This is a genomic window from Escherichia sp. WS1152, from assembly GCF_046487665.1.
Lineage (GTDB): Bacteria > Pseudomonadota > Gammaproteobacteria > Enterobacterales > Enterobacteriaceae > Escherichia > Escherichia coli.
In genome coordinates this window covers 101813-122790 of record NZ_JBJQJA010000008.1, presented here as the reverse complement: position 1 = coordinate 122790, position 20978 = coordinate 101813, and the positions used below count along the sequence as shown (strand labels likewise).

Annotated in this window: 22 protein-coding genes; 17 read left to right on the top strand and 5 right to left on the bottom strand. The window is 48.4% G+C overall.

Annotated features, from left to right (window positions below; all coding sequences use genetic code 11):
- The first annotated feature begins 30 nt into the window (after positions 1–30).
- Together ehaB and iprA are read left to right on the top strand one after the other, a co-directional pair.
- Entirely contained in the window at positions 31–3048 is a 3018-nt protein-coding gene (gene ehaB / locus ACJHW7_RS14680) for an autotransporter adhesin EhaB (protein WP_000556451.1), read from the top strand.
- Positions 3049–3135: 87 nt separating this feature from the next.
- Complete coding sequence (iprA, locus tag ACJHW7_RS14675; RefSeq protein ID WP_001295335.1) at positions 3136–3759, top strand: hydrogen peroxide resistance inhibitor IprA; 624 nt, start codon at positions 3136–3138, stop codon at positions 3757–3759.
- On the opposite strand, the gene ampH is transcribed toward iprA, so the two are convergent.
- Positions 3760–4917, bottom strand: a complete 1158-nt coding sequence (gene ampH / locus ACJHW7_RS14670) for a D-alanyl-D-alanine-carboxypeptidase/endopeptidase AmpH (RefSeq protein ID WP_000830741.1) — start codon at positions 4915–4917, stop codon at positions 3760–3762.
- 351 nt (positions 4918–5268) lie between these two features.
- Here ampH and sbmA point away from each other — a divergent pair, with 351 nt between their 5' ends.
- Positions 5269–6489 carry a peptide antibiotic transporter SbmA gene (gene sbmA, locus ACJHW7_RS14665; protein ID WP_001301663.1) on the top strand — a complete coding sequence of 407 codons (1221 nt, stop codon included), beginning with the start codon at positions 5269–5271 and terminating at the stop codon, positions 6487–6489.
- 12 nt (positions 6490–6501) lie between these two features.
- A complete protein-coding gene (gene yaiW, locus ACJHW7_RS14660) occupies positions 6502–7596 on the top strand; it encodes a surface-exposed outer membrane lipoprotein YaiW (protein ID WP_021556549.1) in 1095 nt (364 codons plus the stop codon).
- Between the two features lie 58 nt (positions 7597–7654).
- On the opposite strand, the gene ACJHW7_RS14655 is transcribed toward yaiW, so the two are convergent.
- On the bottom strand, positions 7655–7963 hold the full coding sequence (locus ACJHW7_RS14655; RefSeq protein WP_000763151.1) for a YaiY family protein: 309 nt from the start codon (positions 7961–7963) through the stop codon (positions 7655–7657).
- A 259-nt stretch (positions 7964–8222) separates the two neighbouring features.
- On the opposite strand from ACJHW7_RS14655, the gene ACJHW7_RS14650 reads away from it, so the two are divergent.
- Entirely contained in the window at positions 8223–8435 is a 213-nt protein-coding gene (locus ACJHW7_RS14650; protein ID WP_001295334.1) for a DUF2754 domain-containing protein, read from the top strand.
- A 23-nt stretch (positions 8436–8458) separates the two neighbouring features.
- On the opposite strand, the gene ddlA is transcribed toward ACJHW7_RS14650, so the two are convergent.
- Entirely contained in the window at positions 8459–9553 is a 1095-nt protein-coding gene (gene ddlA / locus ACJHW7_RS14645; protein WP_000413677.1) for a D-alanine--D-alanine ligase, read from the bottom strand.
- 77 nt (positions 9554–9630) lie between these two features.
- Here ddlA and ACJHW7_RS14640 point away from each other — a divergent pair, with 77 nt between their 5' ends.
- The 5 genes from ACJHW7_RS14640 (at position 9631) to adrA (ending at position 13448) form a co-directional block, all read left to right on the top strand.
- On the top strand, positions 9631–9834 hold the full coding sequence (locus ACJHW7_RS14640; RefSeq protein ID WP_001300163.1) for a hypothetical protein: 204 nt from the start codon (positions 9631–9633) through the stop codon (positions 9832–9834).
- Positions 9835–10015: 181 nt separating this feature from the next.
- Positions 10016–10276, top strand: coding sequence for an anti-adapter protein IraP (iraP, locus tag ACJHW7_RS14635; RefSeq protein ID WP_000792970.1), 261 nt, complete (start codon positions 10016–10018; stop codon positions 10274–10276).
- A gap of 100 nt (positions 10277–10376) precedes the next feature.
- Positions 10377–11792, top strand: coding sequence for an alkaline phosphatase (phoA, locus tag ACJHW7_RS14630; RefSeq protein ID WP_001301493.1), 1416 nt, complete (start codon positions 10377–10379; stop codon positions 11790–11792).
- A gap of 118 nt (positions 11793–11910) precedes the next feature.
- Entirely contained in the window at positions 11911–12231 is a 321-nt protein-coding gene (gene psiF / locus ACJHW7_RS14625) for a phosphate starvation-inducible protein PsiF (protein WP_001295332.1), read from the top strand.
- Between the two features lie 101 nt (positions 12232–12332).
- Complete coding sequence (adrA, locus tag ACJHW7_RS14620; RefSeq protein WP_000484048.1) at positions 12333–13448, top strand: diguanylate cyclase AdrA; 1116 nt, start codon at positions 12333–12335, stop codon at positions 13446–13448.
- Positions 13449–13464: 16 nt separating this feature from the next.
- Here adrA and proC read toward each other — a convergent pair whose 3' ends face one another.
- Positions 13465–14274, bottom strand: coding sequence for a pyrroline-5-carboxylate reductase (gene proC / locus ACJHW7_RS14615; RefSeq protein WP_001295331.1), 810 nt, complete (start codon positions 14272–14274; stop codon positions 13465–13467).
- Between the two features lie 119 nt (positions 14275–14393).
- Here proC and ACJHW7_RS14610 point away from each other — a divergent pair, with 119 nt between their 5' ends.
- From ACJHW7_RS14610 to ACJHW7_RS14580, 7 genes are all read left to right on the top strand, one after another.
- Entirely contained in the window at positions 14394–14852 is a 459-nt protein-coding gene (locus ACJHW7_RS14610; RefSeq protein ID WP_000158159.1) for a YaiI/YqxD family protein, read from the top strand.
- Between the two features lie 182 nt (positions 14853–15034).
- Complete coding sequence (aroL, locus tag ACJHW7_RS14605; RefSeq protein ID WP_021556551.1) at positions 15035–15559, top strand: shikimate kinase AroL; 525 nt, start codon at positions 15035–15037, stop codon at positions 15557–15559.
- Positions 15560–15608: 49 nt separating this feature from the next.
- The gene (gene yaiA, locus ACJHW7_RS14600) at positions 15609–15800 is read left to right on the top strand and encodes a protein YaiA (protein WP_001142439.1); all 192 of its coding nucleotides are present in this window, start codon (positions 15609–15611) and stop codon (positions 15798–15800) included.
- A gap of 257 nt (positions 15801–16057) precedes the next feature.
- The gene (locus ACJHW7_RS14595) at positions 16058–16735 is read left to right on the top strand and encodes an AroM family protein (RefSeq protein WP_001276403.1); all 678 of its coding nucleotides are present in this window, start codon (positions 16058–16060) and stop codon (positions 16733–16735) included.
- Between the two features lie 71 nt (positions 16736–16806).
- Positions 16807–17091 carry a pyrimidine/purine nucleoside phosphorylase gene (gene ppnP, locus ACJHW7_RS14590; protein ID WP_000941942.1) on the top strand — a complete coding sequence of 95 codons (285 nt, stop codon included), beginning with the start codon at positions 16807–16809 and terminating at the stop codon, positions 17089–17091.
- 143 nt (positions 17092–17234) lie between these two features.
- The gene (locus tag ACJHW7_RS14585; protein WP_122987900.1) at positions 17235–19514 is read left to right on the top strand and encodes a DUF2773 domain-containing protein; all 2280 of its coding nucleotides are present in this window, start codon (positions 17235–17237) and stop codon (positions 19512–19514) included.
- A complete protein-coding gene (locus tag ACJHW7_RS14580) occupies positions 19511–19966 on the top strand; it encodes a hypothetical protein (RefSeq protein WP_000194199.1) in 456 nt (151 codons plus the stop codon). Before ACJHW7_RS14585 ends, ACJHW7_RS14580 begins: the two co-directional genes overlap by 4 nt.
- Positions 19967–20043: 77 nt before the next feature.
- On the opposite strand, the gene rdgC is transcribed toward ACJHW7_RS14580, so the two are convergent.
- The gene (gene rdgC, locus ACJHW7_RS14575; RefSeq protein ID WP_001298537.1) at positions 20044–20955 is read right to left on the bottom strand and encodes a recombination-associated protein RdgC; all 912 of its coding nucleotides are present in this window, start codon (positions 20953–20955) and stop codon (positions 20044–20046) included.
- Positions 20956–20978 lie beyond the last annotated feature (23 nt).

Below are 20978 nucleotides of genomic sequence, written 5' to 3'. Positions count from 1 at the left end.
ACTTATTACGTCCCTGAGGAGGGATGACAAATGCACTCCTGGAAAAAGAAACTTGTAGTATCACAATTAGCATTGGCTTGCACTCTGGCTATCACCTCTCAGGCTAATGCAGCGACCAACGATATTTCTGGTCAAACTTACAATACTTTTCATCACTACAACGACGCCACCTATGCTGATGATGTTTACTATGATGGTTATGTAGGCTGGAACAACTATGCCGCTGATAGCTATTACAACGGCGATATCTACCCGGTCATTAATAACGCTACTGTTAACGGGGTGATTTCTACCTACTATCTGGACGACGGTATTTCTACCAATACCAACGCCAATAGTCTGACAATCAAAAACAGCACTATTCACGGTATGATTACCTCTGAGTGCATGACTACTGATTGTGCTGATGACCGTGCTACTGGTTATGTTTATGATCGTCTGACACTGAGCGTTGATAATTCAACGATCGATGACAACTACGAGCATTATACTTACAACGGTACCTATAATAATGCCGCTGACACTCATGTTGTAGATGTTTACGATATGGGTACTGCTATTACACTGGATCAGGAAGTTGATCTGTCCATCACTAATAACTCTCATGTAGCAGGTATTACGCTGACTCAGGGTTATGAGTGGGAAGATATTGACGACAACACAGTCAGCACTGGCGTAAACAGCAGCGAAGTGTTTAATAACACTATTACTGTTAAAGATTCTACTGTGACCTCTGGTTCATGGACTGATGAAGGTACTACTGGTTGGTTTGGCCATACTGGTAATGCCAGCAACTATAGCAACACGCTGACTGCAGACGATGTTGCAATTGCCGCAATCGCAAATCCGTATGCTGATAATGCGATGCAGACTACAGTAACTTTAGACAACTCAACACTGATGGGTGATGTTGTTTTCTCCAGTAATTTCGATGAAAACTTCTTCCCGCAAGGTGCTGACAGCTATCGCGATGCTGATGGTGATGTAGATACCAACGGTTGGGATGGCACAGACCGTATGGATGTGACTCTGAACAACGGCAGCAAGTGGGTTGGTGCTGCAATGTCTGTTCATATGGAAGACCGTGGTACTGACGCAAACAACGACGGCGTATTTGAGTATACAGTCGACTTAGACGGTGACGGTATCCTTGATCACACTACACCAGATGGCGTTTACGACAGCTACGGTGTTGGTACTGAAGCAACTGCAACTCTGCTCGATATTGCAGCTAACAGCCTGTGGCCTTCATCAACTGTCGGTGTTGATAACATCAATACTCAATATGACGAAAATGGCCATATCGTAGGAAACGAAGTTTACCAGAGCGGTTTGTTTAATGTGACTTTGAACGGTGGTTCAGAGTGGGATACAACAAAATCTTCTCTGATTGATACTTTAAGTATTAACAGTGGTTCCCAGGTTAATGTTGCAGACTCTCGTCTGATCTCTGACACTATCTCTCTGACTGGCGGTTCTAACCTGAACATCGGTGAAGACGGTCATGTAGCGACTAATACCCTGACCATCGACAATAGTACCGTTAAAATGTCTGATGATGTTTCTGCGGGCTGGGGTTTAGAAGATGCTGCACTGTACGCAAATACCATCACCGTAACTAACGACGGTCTGTTGGATGTTAACGTTGATCAGTTCGATGCTAACCCGTTCCAGGCCGATACCCTGAATCTGACCAGTACCACTGATACTAACGGCAACATTCACGCTGGTGTATTCGATATCCATAGCAGTGATTACGTAATGGATACCGATCTGGTCAACGACCGTACCAACGATACTACCAAGTCAAACTACGGTTATGGCTTAATCGCAATGAACTCTGATGGTCACCTGACCATTAACGGTAACGGCGATAACGACAACACTGCTTCTATCGAAGCTGGTCAGAACGAAGTTGATAACAACGGTGACCATGTTGCAGCCGCAACCGGTAACTACAAAGTTCGTATCGACAACGCTACTGGTGCTGGTTCTATCGCTGACTACAACGGCAACGAGCTGATCTACGTCAACGACAAAAACAGCAACGCGACCTTCTCTGCTGCTAACAAAGCTGACCTGGGTGCATACACCTATCAGGCTGAACAGCGCGGTAACACCGTTGTTCTGCAACAGATGGAGCTGACCGACTACGCTAACATGGCGCTGAGCATCCCGTCTGCGAACACCAATATCTGGAACCTGGAACAAGACACCGTTGGTACTCGTCTGACCAACTCTCGTCATGGCCTGGCTGATAACGGCGGCGCATGGGTAAGCTACTTCGGTGGTAACTTCAACGGTGACAACGGCACCATCAACTATGATCAGGATGTTAACGGCATCATGGTCGGTGTTGATACCAAAATTGACGGTAACAACGCTAAGTGGATCGTCGGTGCGGCTGCAGGCTTCGCTAAAGGTGACATGAATGACCGTTCTGGTCAGGTGGATCAAGACAGCCAGACTGCCTACATCTACTCTTCTGCTCACTTCGCGAACAACGTCTTTGTTGATGGTAGCTTGAGCTACTCTCACTTCAACAACGACCTGTCTGCAACCATGAGCAACGGTACTTACGTTGACGGTAGCACCAACTCCGACGCTTGGGGCTTCGGTTTGAAAGCCGGTTACGACTTCAAACTGGGTGATGCTGGTTACGTGACTCCTTACGGCAGCATTTCTGGTCTGTTCCAGTCTGGTGATGACTACCAGCTGAGCAACGACATGAAAGTTGACGGTCAGTCTTACGACAGCATGCGTTATGAACTGGGTGTAGATGCAGGTTATACCTTCACCTACAGCGAAGACCAGGCTCTGACTCCGTACTTCAAACTGGCTTACGTCTACGACGACTCTAACAACGATAACGATGTGAACGGTGATTCCATCGATAACGGTACTGAAGGGTCTGCGGTACGTGTTGGTCTGGGTACTCAGTTCAGCTTCACTAAGAACTTCAGCGCCTATACCGATGCTAACTACCTCGGTGGTGGTGACGTAGATCAAGACTGGTCCGCGAACGTGGGTGTTAAATATACCTGGTAATATTCTTCACTCCGAAGAAATACTGGTAATTTAATCTAAATAATGCCCGTCAAGGATTTGACGGGCATTACTGCAAAGGACGCGCAAATGTTATCTGTAGTTAAACCTCTTCAGGAATTTGGTAAGCTCGATAAATGTTTGTCCAGATACGGTACGCGCTTCGAGTTTAATAATGAAAAGCAAGTTATATTTTCCAGTGATGTCAATAACGAAGATACTTTCGTTATTTTAGAGGGCGTTATCTCTCTGCGTAGAGAAGAAAACGTACTTATCGGTATTACCCAGGCTCCTTATATTATGGGGCTGGCTGATGGTTTAATGAAAAACGATATACCATACAAATTAATATCAGAAGGAAATTGTACGGGATATCATCTACCAGCCAAACAAACCATTACGCTTATTGAACAAAATCAACTCTGGCGAGACGCTTTTTACTGGTTAGCCTGGCAAAATAGAATTCTGGAATTACGCGACGTGCAGCTCATTGGGCATAATTCCTACGAACAAATCCGCGCAACATTATTATCAATGATTGACTGGAATGAAGAATTGCGATCACGTATTGGTGTGATGAATTATATCCATCAACGTACACGCATATCGCGTTCTGTCGTCGCAGAAGTTCTCGCTGCTTTGCGTAAAGGCGGCTATATCGAAATGAATAAAGGCAAACTGGTCGCTATCAACCGTTTGCCTTCAGAGTATTAATCAGGATGCGGGGATAACCAACGGTTTATTCCCGCTTAGCTCGGTCACCAGGTCATTGATGCCATCGCTCATATTTTTAAAGCGCGTCAATGGCGAACGAGTGACCACCACAAACGCGCCAATATTCTTCTGCGGGATCATCGCCATATAGGTAATGAAACCGCCACCACCACCCGTCTTCTGAATAATCCCCGGACGACCCTCTTTCGGGGCCATATATACCCAGCCTAAACCAAGCGCATCCGCTTTGCCGGGGACATCCATGCCAATCACTTTCGTAAACTGCGCGCGCTGATAAATCAACGTCTGCATGCGATCTGCCTGGTTACTGCGCTGATAAAAATCAGATGACAAATACTGCTGCATCCAGCGCATCATATCGCCAGGCGTGGAATAGACGCCGCCGCTGCCAATTGCCGCCAGCGTGTTATTGCATGGACTGGCACCGCGCTCTGCAACCATTAAACGGCGGCACTGATCCGGTGAGGGGGTGTAGGTGGTGTCTTTCATCCCCAACGGACGGGTAATCTGCTCTTCAAACAACTGGGTATAAGGCTTGCCTGACGCATTCGCCAGTGCATCTGCCAGCAGGTCGAACGCAAGGTTAGAGTACGCCGCCTGACTGCCTGGCGCGGCTTTCAGCTTCGCCGTAGAAAGGTATTTCCAGCGTTGCTCGCGCGTTGGCCAGACAAACACCGGACGATGTGCCGCGCCACCGGGCTGTTCACGGGGCAGGGCGCTGGTATGGGTTGCCAGATTGACCAGCGTAATGGGCGTCCCATTGTAGGTTGGCACGCGTGCGCCTGGCGGAGCATATTTACTTAGCGGATCGTTTAACTTCACGGTCCCCTGGTCGAGCAATTTCACCAGCATCTCACTGGTCATTAGCTTGGTGAGGGAAGCAATACGCACGACCGAATCCAGCTGCGGGCGAACGTTATTACCAGGTCGCGTTTCGCCATAACTGCGAAAGACGCGCTGGTTACCGTCGATAACAACCAGCGCCATCCCCGTGGCACCGCTGCCGTAAAAAATATGATCGGCATAACGATCGACAATATCAGAGGCAAACTCCGGTTCAGTGATCGGCTGCGCCGCATGGACGGAGGTCAATGACGCCGCACACAGCACGGCAGAAAAAAGCAGACTACGTTTCAACGGTGGTGTCCATAAATTGAATGAAGGTAACTGAGCGTATTTATACTACTCATTGATGGATTGCAAAGGGCGAATTAGTGCAATAATAGTGTTAAAAACGTAACGGCGCGTAAACACGATCTTTTTCCTGCTCACCAATGCCTGCATTTGTGATCCTGCGCGTGTTAATCCGCTTATGTAAACAATCTTTGGTTTGTGAAATCCGTCGAAACAATTCTTATGGCCAGGCTGGCGAACTAAGCGCCTTGCTATGGGTCACAATGGGCGGTTTCATTTGGCTGACGCTTTGTAGCGGTCATGCGGTTAATACACAGCAGTTGTTAAAACGATAAGAAGTTAGCAGGAGTGCATATGTTTAAGTCTTTTTTCCCAAAGCCGGGAACGTTTTTTCTCTCGGCCTTTGTTTGGGCATTGATTGCCGTTATCTTCTGGCAAGCCGGTGGGGGTGACTGGGTGGCGCGTATCACCGGAGCTTCCGGGCAGATCCCGATTAGCGCCGCGCGTTTCTGGTCGTTGGATTTCCTGATTTTTTACGCTTACTACATTGTTTGCGTAGGACTTTTTGCATTGTTCTGGTTTATCTACAGCCCGCACCGTTGGCAATACTGGTCAATACTCGGTACTGCACTGATCATCTTCGTCACCTGGTTTTTGGTGGAAGTCGGGGTTGCCGTCAACGCCTGGTATGCACCGTTCTATGATCTGATTCAAACCGCGCTAAGTTCGCCGCATAAAGTCACTATCGAACAATTTTACCGCGAAGTGGGCGTCTTTCTGGGGATTGCGCTGATCGCGGTAGTGATCAGTGTGCTGAATAACTTCTTTGTCAGTCACTACGTGTTCCGCTGGCGTACGGCGATGAACGAATATTACATGGCGAACTGGCAACAACTGCGTCATATCGAAGGCGCCGCACAGCGTGTGCAGGAAGACACCATGCGTTTTGCTTCAACGCTGGAGAATATGGGTGTCAGTTTTATCAACGCCATCATGACGTTGATCGCCTTCCTGCCGGTGTTGGTAACGCTCTCCGCGCATGTGCCGGAGCTGCCGATTATCGGGCACATTCCGTATGGTCTGGTGATTGCCGCTATCGTCTGGTCGCTGATGGGGACCGGATTGCTGGCAGTGGTAGGGATCAAACTGCCGGGGCTGGAGTTTAAAAACCAGCGTGTAGAGGCTGCCTACCGTAAAGAGCTGGTTTATGGTGAAGACGATGCCACGCGCGCGACGCCGCCAACGGTACGCGAGCTGTTTAGCGCCGTACGGAAAAACTATTTCCGCCTCTATTTTCACTATATGTATTTCAACATCGCTCGCATTCTCTATTTGCAGGTCGATAACGTTTTCGGTTTGTTCTTGCTGTTTCCGTCAATTGTTGCCGGTACGATTACGCTCGGCCTGATGACGCAGATTACCAACGTTTTTGGTCAGGTTCGCGGTGCTTTCCAGTACCTGATTAACTCATGGACCACACTGGTTGAGTTGATGTCTATCTACAAACGTCTGCGCAGCTTTGAACATGAGCTGGATGGTGACAAAATTCAGGAAGTAACCCATACCTTGAGCTAAAAAGGAGAAGTAATGTCGCGCGTCAATCATCTATCTTCGCTGTCATTGTTGGCGGTTCTGGTTTTAGCGGGGTGCAGTAGTCAGGCTCCGCAACCGTTGAAAAAGGGCGAAAAAGAGATAGATGTGGCGAGCGTCGTGCGGCAGAAGATGCCTGCGAACGTGAAAGACCGTGATGCCTGGGCAAAAGATCTCGCCACCACCTTTGAAAGTCAGGGGCTGGCACCGACGCTGGAAAACGTCTGCTCGGTGCTGGCGGTGGCGCAGCAGGAGTCAAATTATCAGGCAGATCCGGCCGTTCCGGGCTTAAGCAAAATCGCCTGGCAAGAGATTGACCGTCGTGCTGAACGGATGCACATTCCTGCTTTTCTGGTTCATACCGCGCTAAAAATCAAATCTCCAAACGGCAAAAGTTATAGCGAACGGTTAGATTCGGTGCGTACAGAAAAGCAATTGAGCGCGATTTTTGACGATCTGATCAGCATGGTGCCAATGGGGCAGACGCTGTTTGGTTCGCTTAATCCGGTGCGCACCGGTGGGCCGATGCAGGTCAGCATTGCTTTTGCCGAACAGCATACCAAAGGGTATCCGTGGAAAATGGACGGTACAGTCCGTCAGGAAGTCTTTAGTCGCCGCGGCGGGTTGTGGTTTGGTACTTACCATTTACTGAATTATCCCGCCAGTTATAGTGCACCGATATACCGTTTTGCTGATTTTAACGCTGGCTGGTACGCCAGCCGTAATGCCGCGTTTCAGAACGCGGTCAGTAAGGCCAGCGGCGTGAAGCTGGCACTGGACGGTGATTTAATTCGTTACGACAGTAAAGAACCCGGGAAAACCGAACTGGCAACGCGCAAACTGGCGGCAAAACTGGGGATGAGCGACAGCGAAATTCGTCGTCAGCTAGAGAAAGGTGACAGCTTCTCTTTTGAGGAGACGGCGCTGTACAAGAAAGTTTATCAACTTGCCGAAGCGAAAACGGGTAAATCACTCCCCCGCGAAATGTTGCCTGGCATTCAACTGGAAAGCCCGAAAATCACCCGCAACCTGACTACGGCCTGGTTTGCGAAGCGCGTAGACGAACGGCGGGCGCGTTGTATGAAACAGTGATCAAACAGGAATGTCATGCCAGATAAGGCGTTTTAGGCCGTATCTGGCAACGTAAATCTTACTGGCGGCGATGTCGCCAGTGCAGCCATAGCGCCACCACTGCAAAAATGAGGCAGCCTACTAAAAACGGGATCAGCCCGAAAATGGTGCCGACACCTAAACCAATTTCCACCCGTGGGCGACCTGTTTCCTGGACCTGCATTAAACGCTCATAGACGCCGGGCGCATGCACTAACAGGTTCAGCAATTGCGCCCCAGCCCAAAAGCAAAACAGCACAAACAACGCATAGGCAATGTTGCCAGGCGTTGAAGAGGCATTGCGATATTTTCCGCTAAACAGCGATTTTGACAGGGTGAAATCAGCCATAAAAACCTCCGGAAGTCATCTGCTTCTCTTCTGGTGTGATACCAGCGGCTTATGGCAAGTCTGACAGGTCATTTAGATTGTCAATATCAGAATCATGGTAAATTGATGTTGGGAATATTCCCGAAGCGTGAATCTTCGTTGCGAGTCACAAAATAGCAACTTTAAGTTAAATTCATTAACAATTGCGAAAATGTTGTCTACACCACAGACGGTTGTTGCAGAATATGCAAGGATGTTGTTTTTCGTTAACGGAGCTGCCATGAATCTGCCTGTAAAAATCCGCCGTGACTGGCACTACTATGCGTTCGCCATTGGCCTTATATTCATTCTTAATGGCGTGGTGGGGTTACTGGGATTTGAAGCAAAAGGTTGGCAGACCTATGCCGTCGGTCTGGTGACGTGGGTGATTAGTTTCTGGCTGGCGGGGTTGATTATTCGTCGTCGCGATGAAGAAACTGAAAACGCCCAATAAGAATATTATCGGGCGTTAAAATATTACATTGTGGTTTTCAATGCGTTATCCGCAGCGTGACGCTCCAGCGCCAGCTCAATCAAACGTGTGATCAGATCGGTGTAACCCAGACCGCTGGCTTGCCACAGCTTCGGATACATACTGATGTTGGTGAAGCCAGGCAGTGTGTTGATCTCGTTGATCACCACTTCGTTCTCTGGGGTTAAAAACACGTCTACACGCGCCATGCCTGCGCATCCCAACGTCTGATAAGCCTGAACGGCAATCGCCCGGATCTTATCGTTGATTTCTGGCGCAATGGCTGCCGGAACTACCACTTTCGCGCCATCTTCGTCAATGTACTTGGTGTCGTAGGCATAGAAATCGCTGGTGAGTACGATCTCGCCACAGGTGCTGGCTTGCGGATTGTCGTTGCCCAGAACTGCGCATTCGATCTCACGACCTTTGATCCCTTGCTCAACGATCACTTTATGATCGAACTCGAACGCCAGATCGACGGCAATTGCGTACTGTTCTTCACTGGTTACTTTGCTGACACCAACAGAAGAGCCCTGATTAGCCGGTTTTACAAACAGTGGTAACCCCAGTTTAGACTCCACTTCGGCAAAACTGATGTTGTGACGATTAGCGCGCGTCAGGGTAATAAATGGCGCAATGTTCAGCCCGGCATCGCGTAGCAGACGTTTGGTGACATCTTTATCCATACAGGCTGCTGAAGCCAGAACATCAGAACCTACAAACGGTAAATTGGCGACCCGCAGCATTCCCTGCAAGGAACCATCTTCGCCCAGCGTACCGTGGACAATCGGGAAAATGACATCCACCGTCGGCAACGGCTGACCGTTTTGCGCGTCGATAAGCTGATGCTCATGTTTACCTGGCACCTGGGCGAGGCTGGTCGCCGAAGGGCGCAACGCAATATGGGCAGGATCGTCTGCATTTAGCAGATAATTGCTGGCATCGCTGACGTGCCATTGCCCTTGTTTATCAATGCCCAGCAGCACAACGTCGAAGCGACTTTTATCAATGGCATCGACAATGTTTTTTGCCGATTGCAGAGACACTTCATGTTCCGCTGATTTACCACCAAAAACGATTCCTACCCGCAGTTTTTCCATCTTAAAAACCTATCCCGTCTAACACAAAGTGCATACATTACCACGACAAAACGGGGGATTCGCGGCCTTCTGAAAGATTGTTGCAATCTTCTGCTGACAAAGCGTGCAACGTACTGGTGAAGAAAGTGCGTTATCTCAAAGATGTGCGCAAGATCACAAAAATGATGAACGGGAAGCTAATTTATTCCTGGCTTAAATGGCCATGCGGTGAGTTTTTTTCTCTTAATTATAAGTTAACGAAGAGAATATATTTCATAACTTTTATTTATAATAAAGGTTGATAATTAAAAGCCTATATTTTGTGTGGGTAATTATTTAAATAAGAGAAACGTTTCGCTGGTAATCAAACAAAAAATATTTGCGCAAAGTATTTCCTTTGTCATAAAAATAATACTTCCAGACACTATGAAGTTGTGAAACATAATGTTAACTTCTCCATACTTTGGATAAGGAAATACAGACATGAAAAATCTCATTGCTGAGTTGTTATTTAAGCTTGCCCAAAAAGAAGAAGAGTCGAAAGAACTGTGTGCGCAGGTAGAAGCTTTGGAGATTATCGTCACTGCAATGCTTCGCAATATGGCGCAAAATGACCAACAGCGGTTGATTGATCAGGTAGAGGGGGCGCTGTACGAGGTAAAGCCCGATGCCAGCATTCCTGACGACGATACGGAGCTGCTGCGCGATTACGTAAAGAAGTTATTGAAGCATCCTCGTCAGTAAAAAGTTAATCTTTTCAACAGCTGTCATAAAGTTGTCACGGCCGAGACTTATAGTCGCTTTGTTTTTATTTTTTAATGTATTTGTACATGGAGAAAATAAAGTGAAACAAAGCACTATTGCACTGGCACTCTTACCGTTACTGTTTACCCCTGTGACAAAAGCCCGGACACCAGAAATGCCTGTTCTGGAAAACCGGGCTGCTCAGGGCGATATTACTGCACCCGGCGGTGCTCGCCGCTTAACGGCTGATCAGACCGCCGCTCTGCGTGATTCTCTTAGCGATAAACCTGCAAAAAATATTATTTTGCTGATTGGCGATGGGATGGGGGATTCGGAAATTACTGCCGCACGTAATTATGCCGAAGGTGCGGGCGGCTTTTTTAAAGGTATCGATGCCTTACCGCTTACCGGGCAATACACTCACTATGCGCTGAATAAAAAAACCGGCAAACCGGACTACGTCACCGACTCGGCTGCATCAGCAACCGCCTGGTCAACCGGTGTCAAAACCTATAACGGCGCGCTGGGCGTCGATATTCACGAAAAAGATCACCCAACGATTCTGGAAATGGCAAAAGCCGCAGGTCTGGCGACCGGTAACGTTTCTACCGCAGAGTTGCAGGATGCCACGCCCGCCGCGCTGGTGGCACATGTGACCTCGCGCAAATGCTACGGTCCGAGCGCGACCAGTGAAAAATGTCCGGGTAACGCTCTGGAAAAAGGCGGAAAAGGATCGATTACCGAACAGCTGCTTAACGCTCGTGCCGACGTTACGCTTGGCGGCGGCGCAAAAACCTTTGCTGAAACGGCAACCGCTGGTGAATGGCAGGGAAAAACGCTGCGTGAACAGGCACAGGCGCGTGGTTATCAGTTGGTGAGCGATGCTGCCTCACTGAATTCGGTGACGGAAGCGAATCAGCAAAAACCCCTGCTTGGCCTGTTTGCTGACGGCAATATGCCAGTGCGCTGGCTAGGACCGAAAGCAACGTACCACGGTAATATCGATAAGCCCGCAGTCACCTGTACGCCTAATCCGCAACGTAATGACAGTGTACCGACCCTGGCACAGATGACCGACAAAGCCATTGAATTGTTGAGTAAAAATGAGAAAGGCTTTTTCCTGCAAGTTGAAGGTGCGTCAATCGATAAACAGGATCATGCTGCGAATCCTTGTGGGCAAATTGGCGAGACGGTCGATCTCGATGAAGCCGTACAACGGGCGCTGGAATTCGCCAAAAAGGATGGTAACACGCTGGTCATAGTCACCGCTGATCACGCCCACGCCAGCCAGATTGTTGCGCCGGATACCAAAGCTCCGGGCCTCACCCAGGCGCTAAATACCAAAGATGGCGCAGTGATGGTGATGAGTTACGGGAACTCCGAAGAGGATTCACAAGAACATACCGGCAGTCAGTTGCGTATTGCGGCGTATGGCCCGCATGCCGCCAATGTCGTTGGACTGACCGACCAGACCGATCTCTTCTACACCATGAAAGCCGCTCTGGGGCTGAAATAAAACCGCTCCCGGCAGTGAATTTTCGCTGCCGGGTGGTTTTTTTGCTGTTAGCAACCAGACTTAATGGCAGATCACGGGCGCATACGCTCATGGTTAAAACATGAAGAGGGATGGTGCTATGAAAATTACATTACTGGTTACCTTGCTTTTCGGTCTGGTTTTTTTAACCACCGTCGGCGCTGCCGAGAGAACCTTAACCCCACAACAACAGCGTATGACCTCCTGTAATCAGCAGGCGACGGCACAGGCGTTGAAAGGGGATGCTCGTAAGACCTACATGAGTGATTGCCTGAAGAACAGCAAGTCTGCGCCTGGTGAAAAAAGTTTGACGCCACAGCAGCAAAAGATGCGCGAATGTAATAATCAAGCAACGCAACAATCACTGAAAGGTGATGATCGTAATAAGTTTATGAGCGCCTGCCTCAAGAAAGCCGCCTGATACCTGATAGTGCTAACGGGTGAGCTACTAAAATGGCTCACCCGAAATTTCATACTTCTGCCTTTAGCCCCGTCTCTATAATTTGGGAAAATTGTTTCTGAATGTTCCCAAAAATAATGAATGATGAAAACTTTTTCAAAAAAGCGGCGGCGCACGGGGAGGAACCTCCTTTAACTCCTCAAAACGAACATCAGCGGTCCGGGCTGCGCTTCGCCCGTCGCGTCAGACTACCCCGTGCGGTTGGCCTGGCTGGCATGTTCTTACCGATTGCTTCAACGCTGGTTTCACACCCGCCGCCGGGCTGGTGGTGGCTGGTGTTGGTCGGCTGGGCGTTCGTCTGGCCGCATTTAGCCTGGCAGATAGCGAGCAGGGCCGTCGATCCGCTTAGCCGGGAAATTTACAACTTAAAAACCGATGCAGTATTAGCGGGAATGTGGGTAGGCGTAATGGGCGTAAACGTGCTGCCTTCCACCGCGATGTTGATGATTATGTGTCTGAATTTGATGGGGGCAGGCGGCCCCCGTCTGTTTGTCGCGGGTCTGGTGTTGATGGTGGTTTCCTGCCTTGTCACCCTCGAGCTGACGGGCATTACCGTGTCGTTCAATAGTGCGCCGCTGGAATGGTGGCTCTCCCTTCCCATTATCGTCATTTACCCTCTGCTGTTTGGTTGGGTCAGCTACCAGACGGCAACCAAACTGGCGGAACATAAACGCAGGTTGCAGGTCATGAGTACCCGCGACGGCATGACGGGCGTGTATAACCGACGTCATTGGGAAACTATGTTACGCAATGAATTTGATAACTGTCGGCGGCATAATCGCGATGCAACGTTACTGATTATCGATATCGACCATTTCAAGAGCATCAACGATACCTGGGGCCATGATGTGGGCGATGAAGCGATTGTGGCGCTTACCCGACAGTTACAAATTACCCTGCGCGGTAGCGATGTGATTGGTCGGTTTGGCGGCGATGAGTTTGCGGTAATCATGTCCGGTACGCCAGCTGAGAGCGCCATTACCGCCATGTTACGGGTGCATGAAGGGCTAAACACATTACGCTTGCCGAATACGCCACAGGTAACTTTACGGATTAGTGTGGGGGTTGCGCCGCTGAACCCACAAATGAGTCACTATCGTGAGTGGTTGAAATCGGCAGATTTGGCGCTCTACAAAGCAAAGAAAGCCGGACGTAACCGCACCGAAGTGGCGGCCTGACGTCCGGCGAAAGTTATCAGGATTTGCTGAGTTTTTCTGATTTTTCCATACACTTCGTCATCGCTTCGATCACTGCAGCACGGAAGCCTTTCTCTTCCAGTACGCGTACCGCTTCAATGGTGGTGCCTCCCGGTGAGCAGACCATATCTTTCAGTGCCCCCGGATGTTCTCCCGTTTCCAGCACCATTTTTGCGGAACCCATTACCGCCTGGGCGGCAAATTTGTAGGCCTGCGCGCGTGGCATCCCGCCCAGCACGGCGGCGTCGGCCATCGCTTCGATAAACATAAAGACATAGGCTGGCGAAGAACCGCTCACACCCACCACTGGGTGGATCATCGGCTCAGCAATGACTTCCGCTTCGCCAAAGCAGCGGAAAATATTCAGCACATCAGCGGTATCTTCTGGGGTTACCAGCGCGTTTGGCGTTACCGAGGTCATCCCGGCATTAACCAGCGCGGGAGTGTTCGGCATGGCGCGGATAATTTTCCGGTCATGGCCCAGCGCGCGGGCAAGCTGGTCGAGCGTGACACCTGCAGCAATAGAAACGACCAGAGAGTCTTTATTAAGGCTGGAGGTGATTTCGCTAAGCACTTTAATCATGATGCCAGGTTTAACGGCAGCAAAAATGATGTCGGCGATTTGCGCCACTTCTTGTGCCGATTCTGCGGCGTTGATGCCGAACTGGTCATGCAGGGCGGCGACTTTATCCGGGGAGGGGGTGTATACCCAGATTTGCCCTGGAAGCACCTGACCGCTGGCAATCAGACCGCCGAGAATGGCTTTTCCCATATTGCCGCAGCCAATAAAACCGATTTTCTTTTCCATTGCCTCACTCCTGCCGTGAAATTCATTGTTTTGATAATCGCTGGCAGAAGCATAAACAGAACTATGCCGGAAGGCAAAAGCGCGACACAATAGAGGATTACCCAACAAAGGATGACTTTATGACAATTTGGGTGGATGCCGACGCGTGTCCCAATGTAATTAAAGAGATTTTGTATCGCGCGGCGGAACGTATGCAGATGCCGCTGGTACTGGTAGCAAACCAGAGTTTACGCGTGCCGCCATCGCGATTTATTCGTACGCTGCGCGTCGCGGCAGGTTTCGACGTTGCCGATAACGAAATTGTCCGGCAGTGTGAAGCGGGCGATTTGGTGATCACCGCAGATATACCTTTGGCTGCTGAAGCCATCGAGAAAGGCGCTGCGGCGCTTAATCCGCGCGGTGAACGTTACACACCAGCGACCATTCGTGAGCGCCTGACGATGCGCGATTTTATGGATACCTTACGTGCCAGTGGGATCCAGACCGGCGGACCAGATAGCCTTTCACAACGTGACCGCCAGGCCTTTGCCGCGGAGCTGGAGAAGTGGTGGCTGGAAGTGCAACGTAGTCGTGGCTAAATGTAATTTATTATTTACACTTCATTCTTGAATATTTATTGGTATAGTAAGGGATGTATTGAGATTTTCACTTTAAGTGGAATTTTTTCTTTACAATCGAAATTGTACTAGTTTGATGGTATGATGGCTATTCTCATGACACCGGCTTTCGCCGCATTGCGACCTATTGGGGAAAACCCACGATGACACAACCTCTTTTTCTGATCGGGCCTCGGGGCTGTGGTAAAACAACGGTCGGAATGGCCCTTGCCGATTCGCTTAACCGTCGGTTTGTCGATACCGATCAGTGGTTGCAATCACAGCTCAATATGACGGTCGCGGAGATCGTCGAAAGGGAAGAGTGGGCGGGATTTCGCGCCAGAGAAACGGCGGCGCTGGAAGCGGTAACTGCGCCATCCACCGTTATCGCTACAGGCGGCGGCATTATTCTGACGGAATTTAATCGTCACTTTATGCAAAATAACGGGATCGTGGTTTATTTGTGTGCGCCAGTATCAGTCCTGGTTAACCGACTGCAAGCTGCACCGGAAGAAGATTTACGGCCAACCTTAACGGGAAAGCCGCTGAGCGAAGAAGTTCAGGAAGTGCTGGAAGAACGCGATGCGCTATATCGCGAAGTTGCGCATATTATCATCGACGCAACAAACGAACCCAGCCAGGTGATTTCTGAAATTCGCGGCGCCCTGGCACAGACGATCAATTGTTGATTTTCGAGCGCCTATACTTAACGTTCATCCCGTGAAATAAGGAAGAACGATGCCAACGAAACCGCCTTATCCTCGTGAAGCATATATAGTGACGATTGAAAAAGGAAAGCCAGGACAGACGGTAACCTGGTACCAACTCAGAGCCGATCATCCTAAACCAGACTCGTTGATCAGTGAACATCCTACCGCTCAGGAAGCGATGGATGCGAAAAAACGCTATGAGGACCCTGACAAAGAGTGACCGCATCAGACTGCTCGGAAGGGATTCTGAGTGCCACTACAAGGGATCTGCGTCACATTTTTCATAATTCATGTTTTTCAAATAATTAGAATATTAAACAATAACAATCCATTACTGGAATCATTTGGAATCTTTACATTATGCCGTGCACGTCTGCTGCTACGCTTTTTGTCATTTGTAGCACAAGTAAGTGTCAGCAGTGGTGCTTAACACTTGCCCGGTAATTAACGACGAAATAAAAGTAAGGTGGAAGAACAATGAGTGCGTCGTTGGCGATCCTGACCATCGGCATTGTACCTATGCAGGAAGTTTTGCCGCTCCTGACAGAATACATTGACGAAGATAATATTTCCCATCATAGCCTGCTGGGGAAGTTAAGCCGCGAAGAAGTGATGGCGGAGTACGCGCCAGAAGCAGGCGAAGACACAATTCTCACATTATTAAATGACAACCATCTGGCCCATGTTTCGCGTCGCAAAGTAGAGCGTGACCTGCAAGGTGTGGTTGAAGTGCTCGATAATCAGGGCTACGACGTCATTATATTAATGAGTACGGCAAACATTAGTAGTATGACTGCGCGTAATACGATCTTTCTTGAGCCGTCGCGGATATTGCCACCGCTGGTTTCCTCTATTGTTGAAGATCATCAGGTGGGGGTTATCGTACCGGTTGAGGAGTTGCTGACCGTTCAGGCGCAAAAATGGCAAATTTTGCAGAAACCGCCGGTATTTTCATTGGGTAACCCCATTCATGATTCAGAACAAAAAATCATTGATGCCGGGAAAGAATTACTGGCGAAAGGCGCAGATGTCATCATGCTGGATTGTTTGGGATTTAACCAGCGTCATCGCGATTTACTGCAAAAACAGCTCGATGTTCCTGTCTTGCTCTCTAACGTATTGATTGCACGGTTGGCTGCGGAATTACTGGTGTAATTTTGCGTGACAGCCAGCGCCTCTGGCCCCTATAGTGAAGTAGATGTTCAACTACCAGACAGGGCCAGTTTATGCTTCAAAGTAATGAGTACTTTTCCGGCAAAGTGAAATCGATCGGCTTTTCCAGCAGCAGCACTGGTCGCGCCAGCGTGGGTGTTATGGTTGAAGGCGAATACACCTTCAGCACCGCTGAGCCGGAAGAGATGACGGTAATCAGTGGCGCGCTGAATGTGTTACTGCCTGACGCGACCGACTGGCAAGTGTATGAAGCCGGTTCGGTGTTTAATGTTCCCGGTCACAGTGAGTTTCATCTGCAAGTTGCCGAACCCACCTCTTATCTGTGCCGCTATCTGTAATTCCTCGCCTTCCCCTTGAACGGGAGGGCATTTTTCTGAAATATCCTCTCTTTAACCCATAATAATATTTCCTTTGCTGCGATTTTTTCAATTTCCGATATATTCATAATTCATCAAGGTTGATATAAATATCATTGAAGATTATGAATAGAATTAATATATTGGTCATCTGTATGGTCTTATTTTTTATGACTGGCAATGCATGTGCCACAGAGTGGATCAGTAGCGAGGACCTTATCACCTCTGACTTTCATCTTATGACGGCAGATGAGCGCAACGTGGTTAAAGCGGCAACCGACGATAGTATGGAAGCTGCTTATATGCTAAAAGATAATATCCGCTGGTATTATCATAATGGTAACCTATCATTACCCGCTAACTTCAGCAATCAAAATAAACTGGTGGTGAACGGTAATTTAACGATTTCCGGCGATTATGATGATTATCTGTCAGGTAATGGTCATCTGATTGTATTAGGTAATGTTATTGTCGATAACTTTATTAATCATGATTTCGCGTATGTCAAAGGACAGATGACAGCGAAAGGTTTAGTTTATGCTGATTACAATGATCACAACTTTGAAGTGATGAAGGGAATTAGCGCGCGAGGCATTATTGTTTCCGATAAAGCAACGCAATTTGAGGTCATCAAAGCTGAGTTTTATATCAATGAAGATGAAAGCGGTGAAGGATATAACTGGGATGAGAATATTCAAAAAGCCTATTCACTGGTGACTGCCGATCTTTATGATCACACTGAAATCGAAACCGATAACATTTCCAATGCGTATCCTGACTATGATAGCGTCGCAGACAACATCGTTCAGGGTTTACCGCTTTTTCGAGATAAAGCCGCTCCTGAAATTAATGAGAAATTAAAATGGATTGAAACGGGGAAACTCGATAATTTCCCAGCGAATAAAATAAAGCATCAAGATCCACTGGTGGCACGTTTTCTGACTCATACAGAGAGTTTATCACCCGCCGTTATGCTGCAACTGTTACAGCACCCCGATGACCAGACGCGTGAATCGATGGCGCAGTCCTGGCCCGCTCAACAGATGCATTTGCTTACCGATGAATTAATTAAAGATGAGGCTGTTGCCAGAGGGCTGGTTAAAAACAGTAATATTTCCGCCGATGTGAATAAAAAATTAATGTCTGTACCCGTCGAGAGCGTACAGCTGGAGCAGGCCAGACAGGATAATCTTTCTCCAGATATTGTTGCGTCGTTAAGTCATAGCCCCTTTCTCAGTGTACGCAAGACATTACTCAGCCATTACGATTACGCCTGGCTGGTTCCGACTGCAGTGGCCGATGAGTTGATAAATAACGAAGACCCGGAGTTACGTGAAAGAATTACCGGAGCAGATTTAACCGCACAACAAGCAGTGATGTTGAGTAAAGATAAATCACTGAAAGTTCGTGAAGCATTAGCCCGGACGCTTACTGAATTAAAAATTACCCAACTGTCAGCAACCCTGCGTACAGAGGATATTGAACGTATCGCAGAACAAATGTATCTGGATAATAAAGAAAATAAAAATATCGTAAAGGCGTTATTGATAGCGTTGCCGGAGATGCGTCAACTGTCTCTGGCAAAAGAAGATGTGCACAATTTGCGCGAAGGTGCGCGTTATCTGACATCGAAGGACGTGATTAGTTATCTATTGACTCAGCATGATGTTCCCACCGTCTGGGATGAGCTGGCACGCGATAAATTATTGCCGCTGGAATATAAGAAACAGTTATGGCAACGCACATTAAATTTAATGATGAGCAAACGGCAAGAAGATCAAGAGCAAGCCTACGAAGTACAGCTGGCGCTGATTGATAATGGTGTTGTTGACGAAGAGATGTTAAATAATGCCATTGATTTACTGGTTGATTTACCCGCTGAATACCGCTATCGAATGCGTAACCAATTATTTGATAATAAAGATTTATCTTCCGGAATTATCAACAAACTCGATCAACAGTATCGCTTCAACTCTGACTGGGCGCTGGCTGTTGTCAGTATGAAAAATAGCACCCGTAGACAAAGTGAAAGAGGATTACACCGCTGGAACCATGAGGATAGCGATATTTTTGCGGAACTGGCGACGATAAAAGATAAATCAGATGATGAATGGTGGCGTGCATTGCTGCAAAGTCGCAATGATCATTTGCGCCAAACGGCATTACGCAACGCACATACCCCGGCGTCGTTGTTAACGACATTGAGTGAGTCTCAGGATCGGTCGCTGGCTATTAATAATCCACAGCTGGCTGCCGATGTGAAAACGGTGTGGCTAAAAGAGGATCCATCATTACTTTTATTTGTCGATAAACCCGATCTTTCGCAGTTACGGGATTTAGTGAAAACCGGGGCAACGCGGAAAATTCGCAGTGAAGCGCGTCACCGGCTTGAGGAAAAACAATGACACAACGTCCATGGAGCAAGTTACAGCGGGAGATCTATGACTTACTGACGCCAACGATCAACCTGCAAATTCACTGTACCCGTTATCCCATGCGCAGCCAAAATGGTGGAAGCACCGATTTACCGCGTTATTGGATCACGTTGGATAAAAACGTGATCTGGGATTACCCGAAAGACTTTATTGCAGGTAACGGTGGAGTGCGTAATTTTCACGGTGAAACTTGCTGGTATCCTTACCTGACGGATATTTGTTCAATTTCTGATTTATTGCGTGAATATATTGACACCCCAAAAGCGGAGCTGTTAACAAAACAATTTACCAGCGATAAATGGGGGTTAGTGAATATTCTGCGTGCTGCTGACAGGCGAATAGGGATGAGGCGATTAGATCAGTTACGGCGTAAAACGCATAATATTGCTGCGCTAAAAATTATTGCCCGCCGTAGCGAATAATTATATGCCTGGTGTGGCTTCGTACGCCGGATAAGACGCGGCAGGCGTCGCATCCGGCATTAAAGGTAAATCAGCAATTAACGTTGTGCTTCGCCACCTAATCCTTCAATCAGGTTTTGAATTAACGCTGCCAGTTCACCAGTCATCAGGATGAAATCGGCATCAAAACGCTGGGCGAAATCTTCACGGTCGATATCTTCGTTTTGATCGCGCAGCTCGTCGCAGAACTTCAGACGCTTGAGCGAACCATCGTCGCACATCACAAACTGAATGCGCTGCTGCCAGTCGAGCGCCAGTTTAGTCACCACTTTTCCGGCTTCAATGTGATTGGTGATCTCTTCGCTGGTCAGATCTTGTTTCTTCGCGCGGATCACGCCGCCATCTTCCAGCAACGATTTCAGCTCGGCTTCATCAAGCAGCTGGAAGCCCTGTGCCGCACTACCGGAACGTACCCATTCGGTCAGCGTCAGTTCAATCGGGTTTTCCATGCTCAATGGTACAACCGGTAACGACCCCAGGCTTTTACGCAGCAGTGCCAGCGTATCTTCCGCTTTTTTGGCACTGGCGCAGTCCACCATAATCAAACCGTTAACCGTGTCGATCCACATCATTGTCTGGCTAAAACGGCTGAAAGCACGCGGCAGCAGAGAGTGCAGCACTTCGTCTTTCAGCGAATCTTTTTCGGTTTTCTTCAGCTTACGCGCCTGTTCCGCTTCCAGTTTGGCGATTTTCGCTTCCAGCGCCTGTTTAATCACCGGAGACGGGAGGATTTTTTCTTCTTTGCGTGCGCAGATAACAATTTGACCATTGGCAACGTGCGTTAACGCATCGCTGTGCGATCCCATCGGAGGAACCCAGCCCATCTTCGCCATGTCCTGGCTGCCGCATGGGGTAAATGCCATCGAGGCTAGCTGTTTTTCCATCTCTTCTGCACGCAGCGAAATCTCGCGGCTAAGACGGTAAACCATTAAATTTTTGAACCACAGCATGATAATTTCCACGGCCTTGTCGT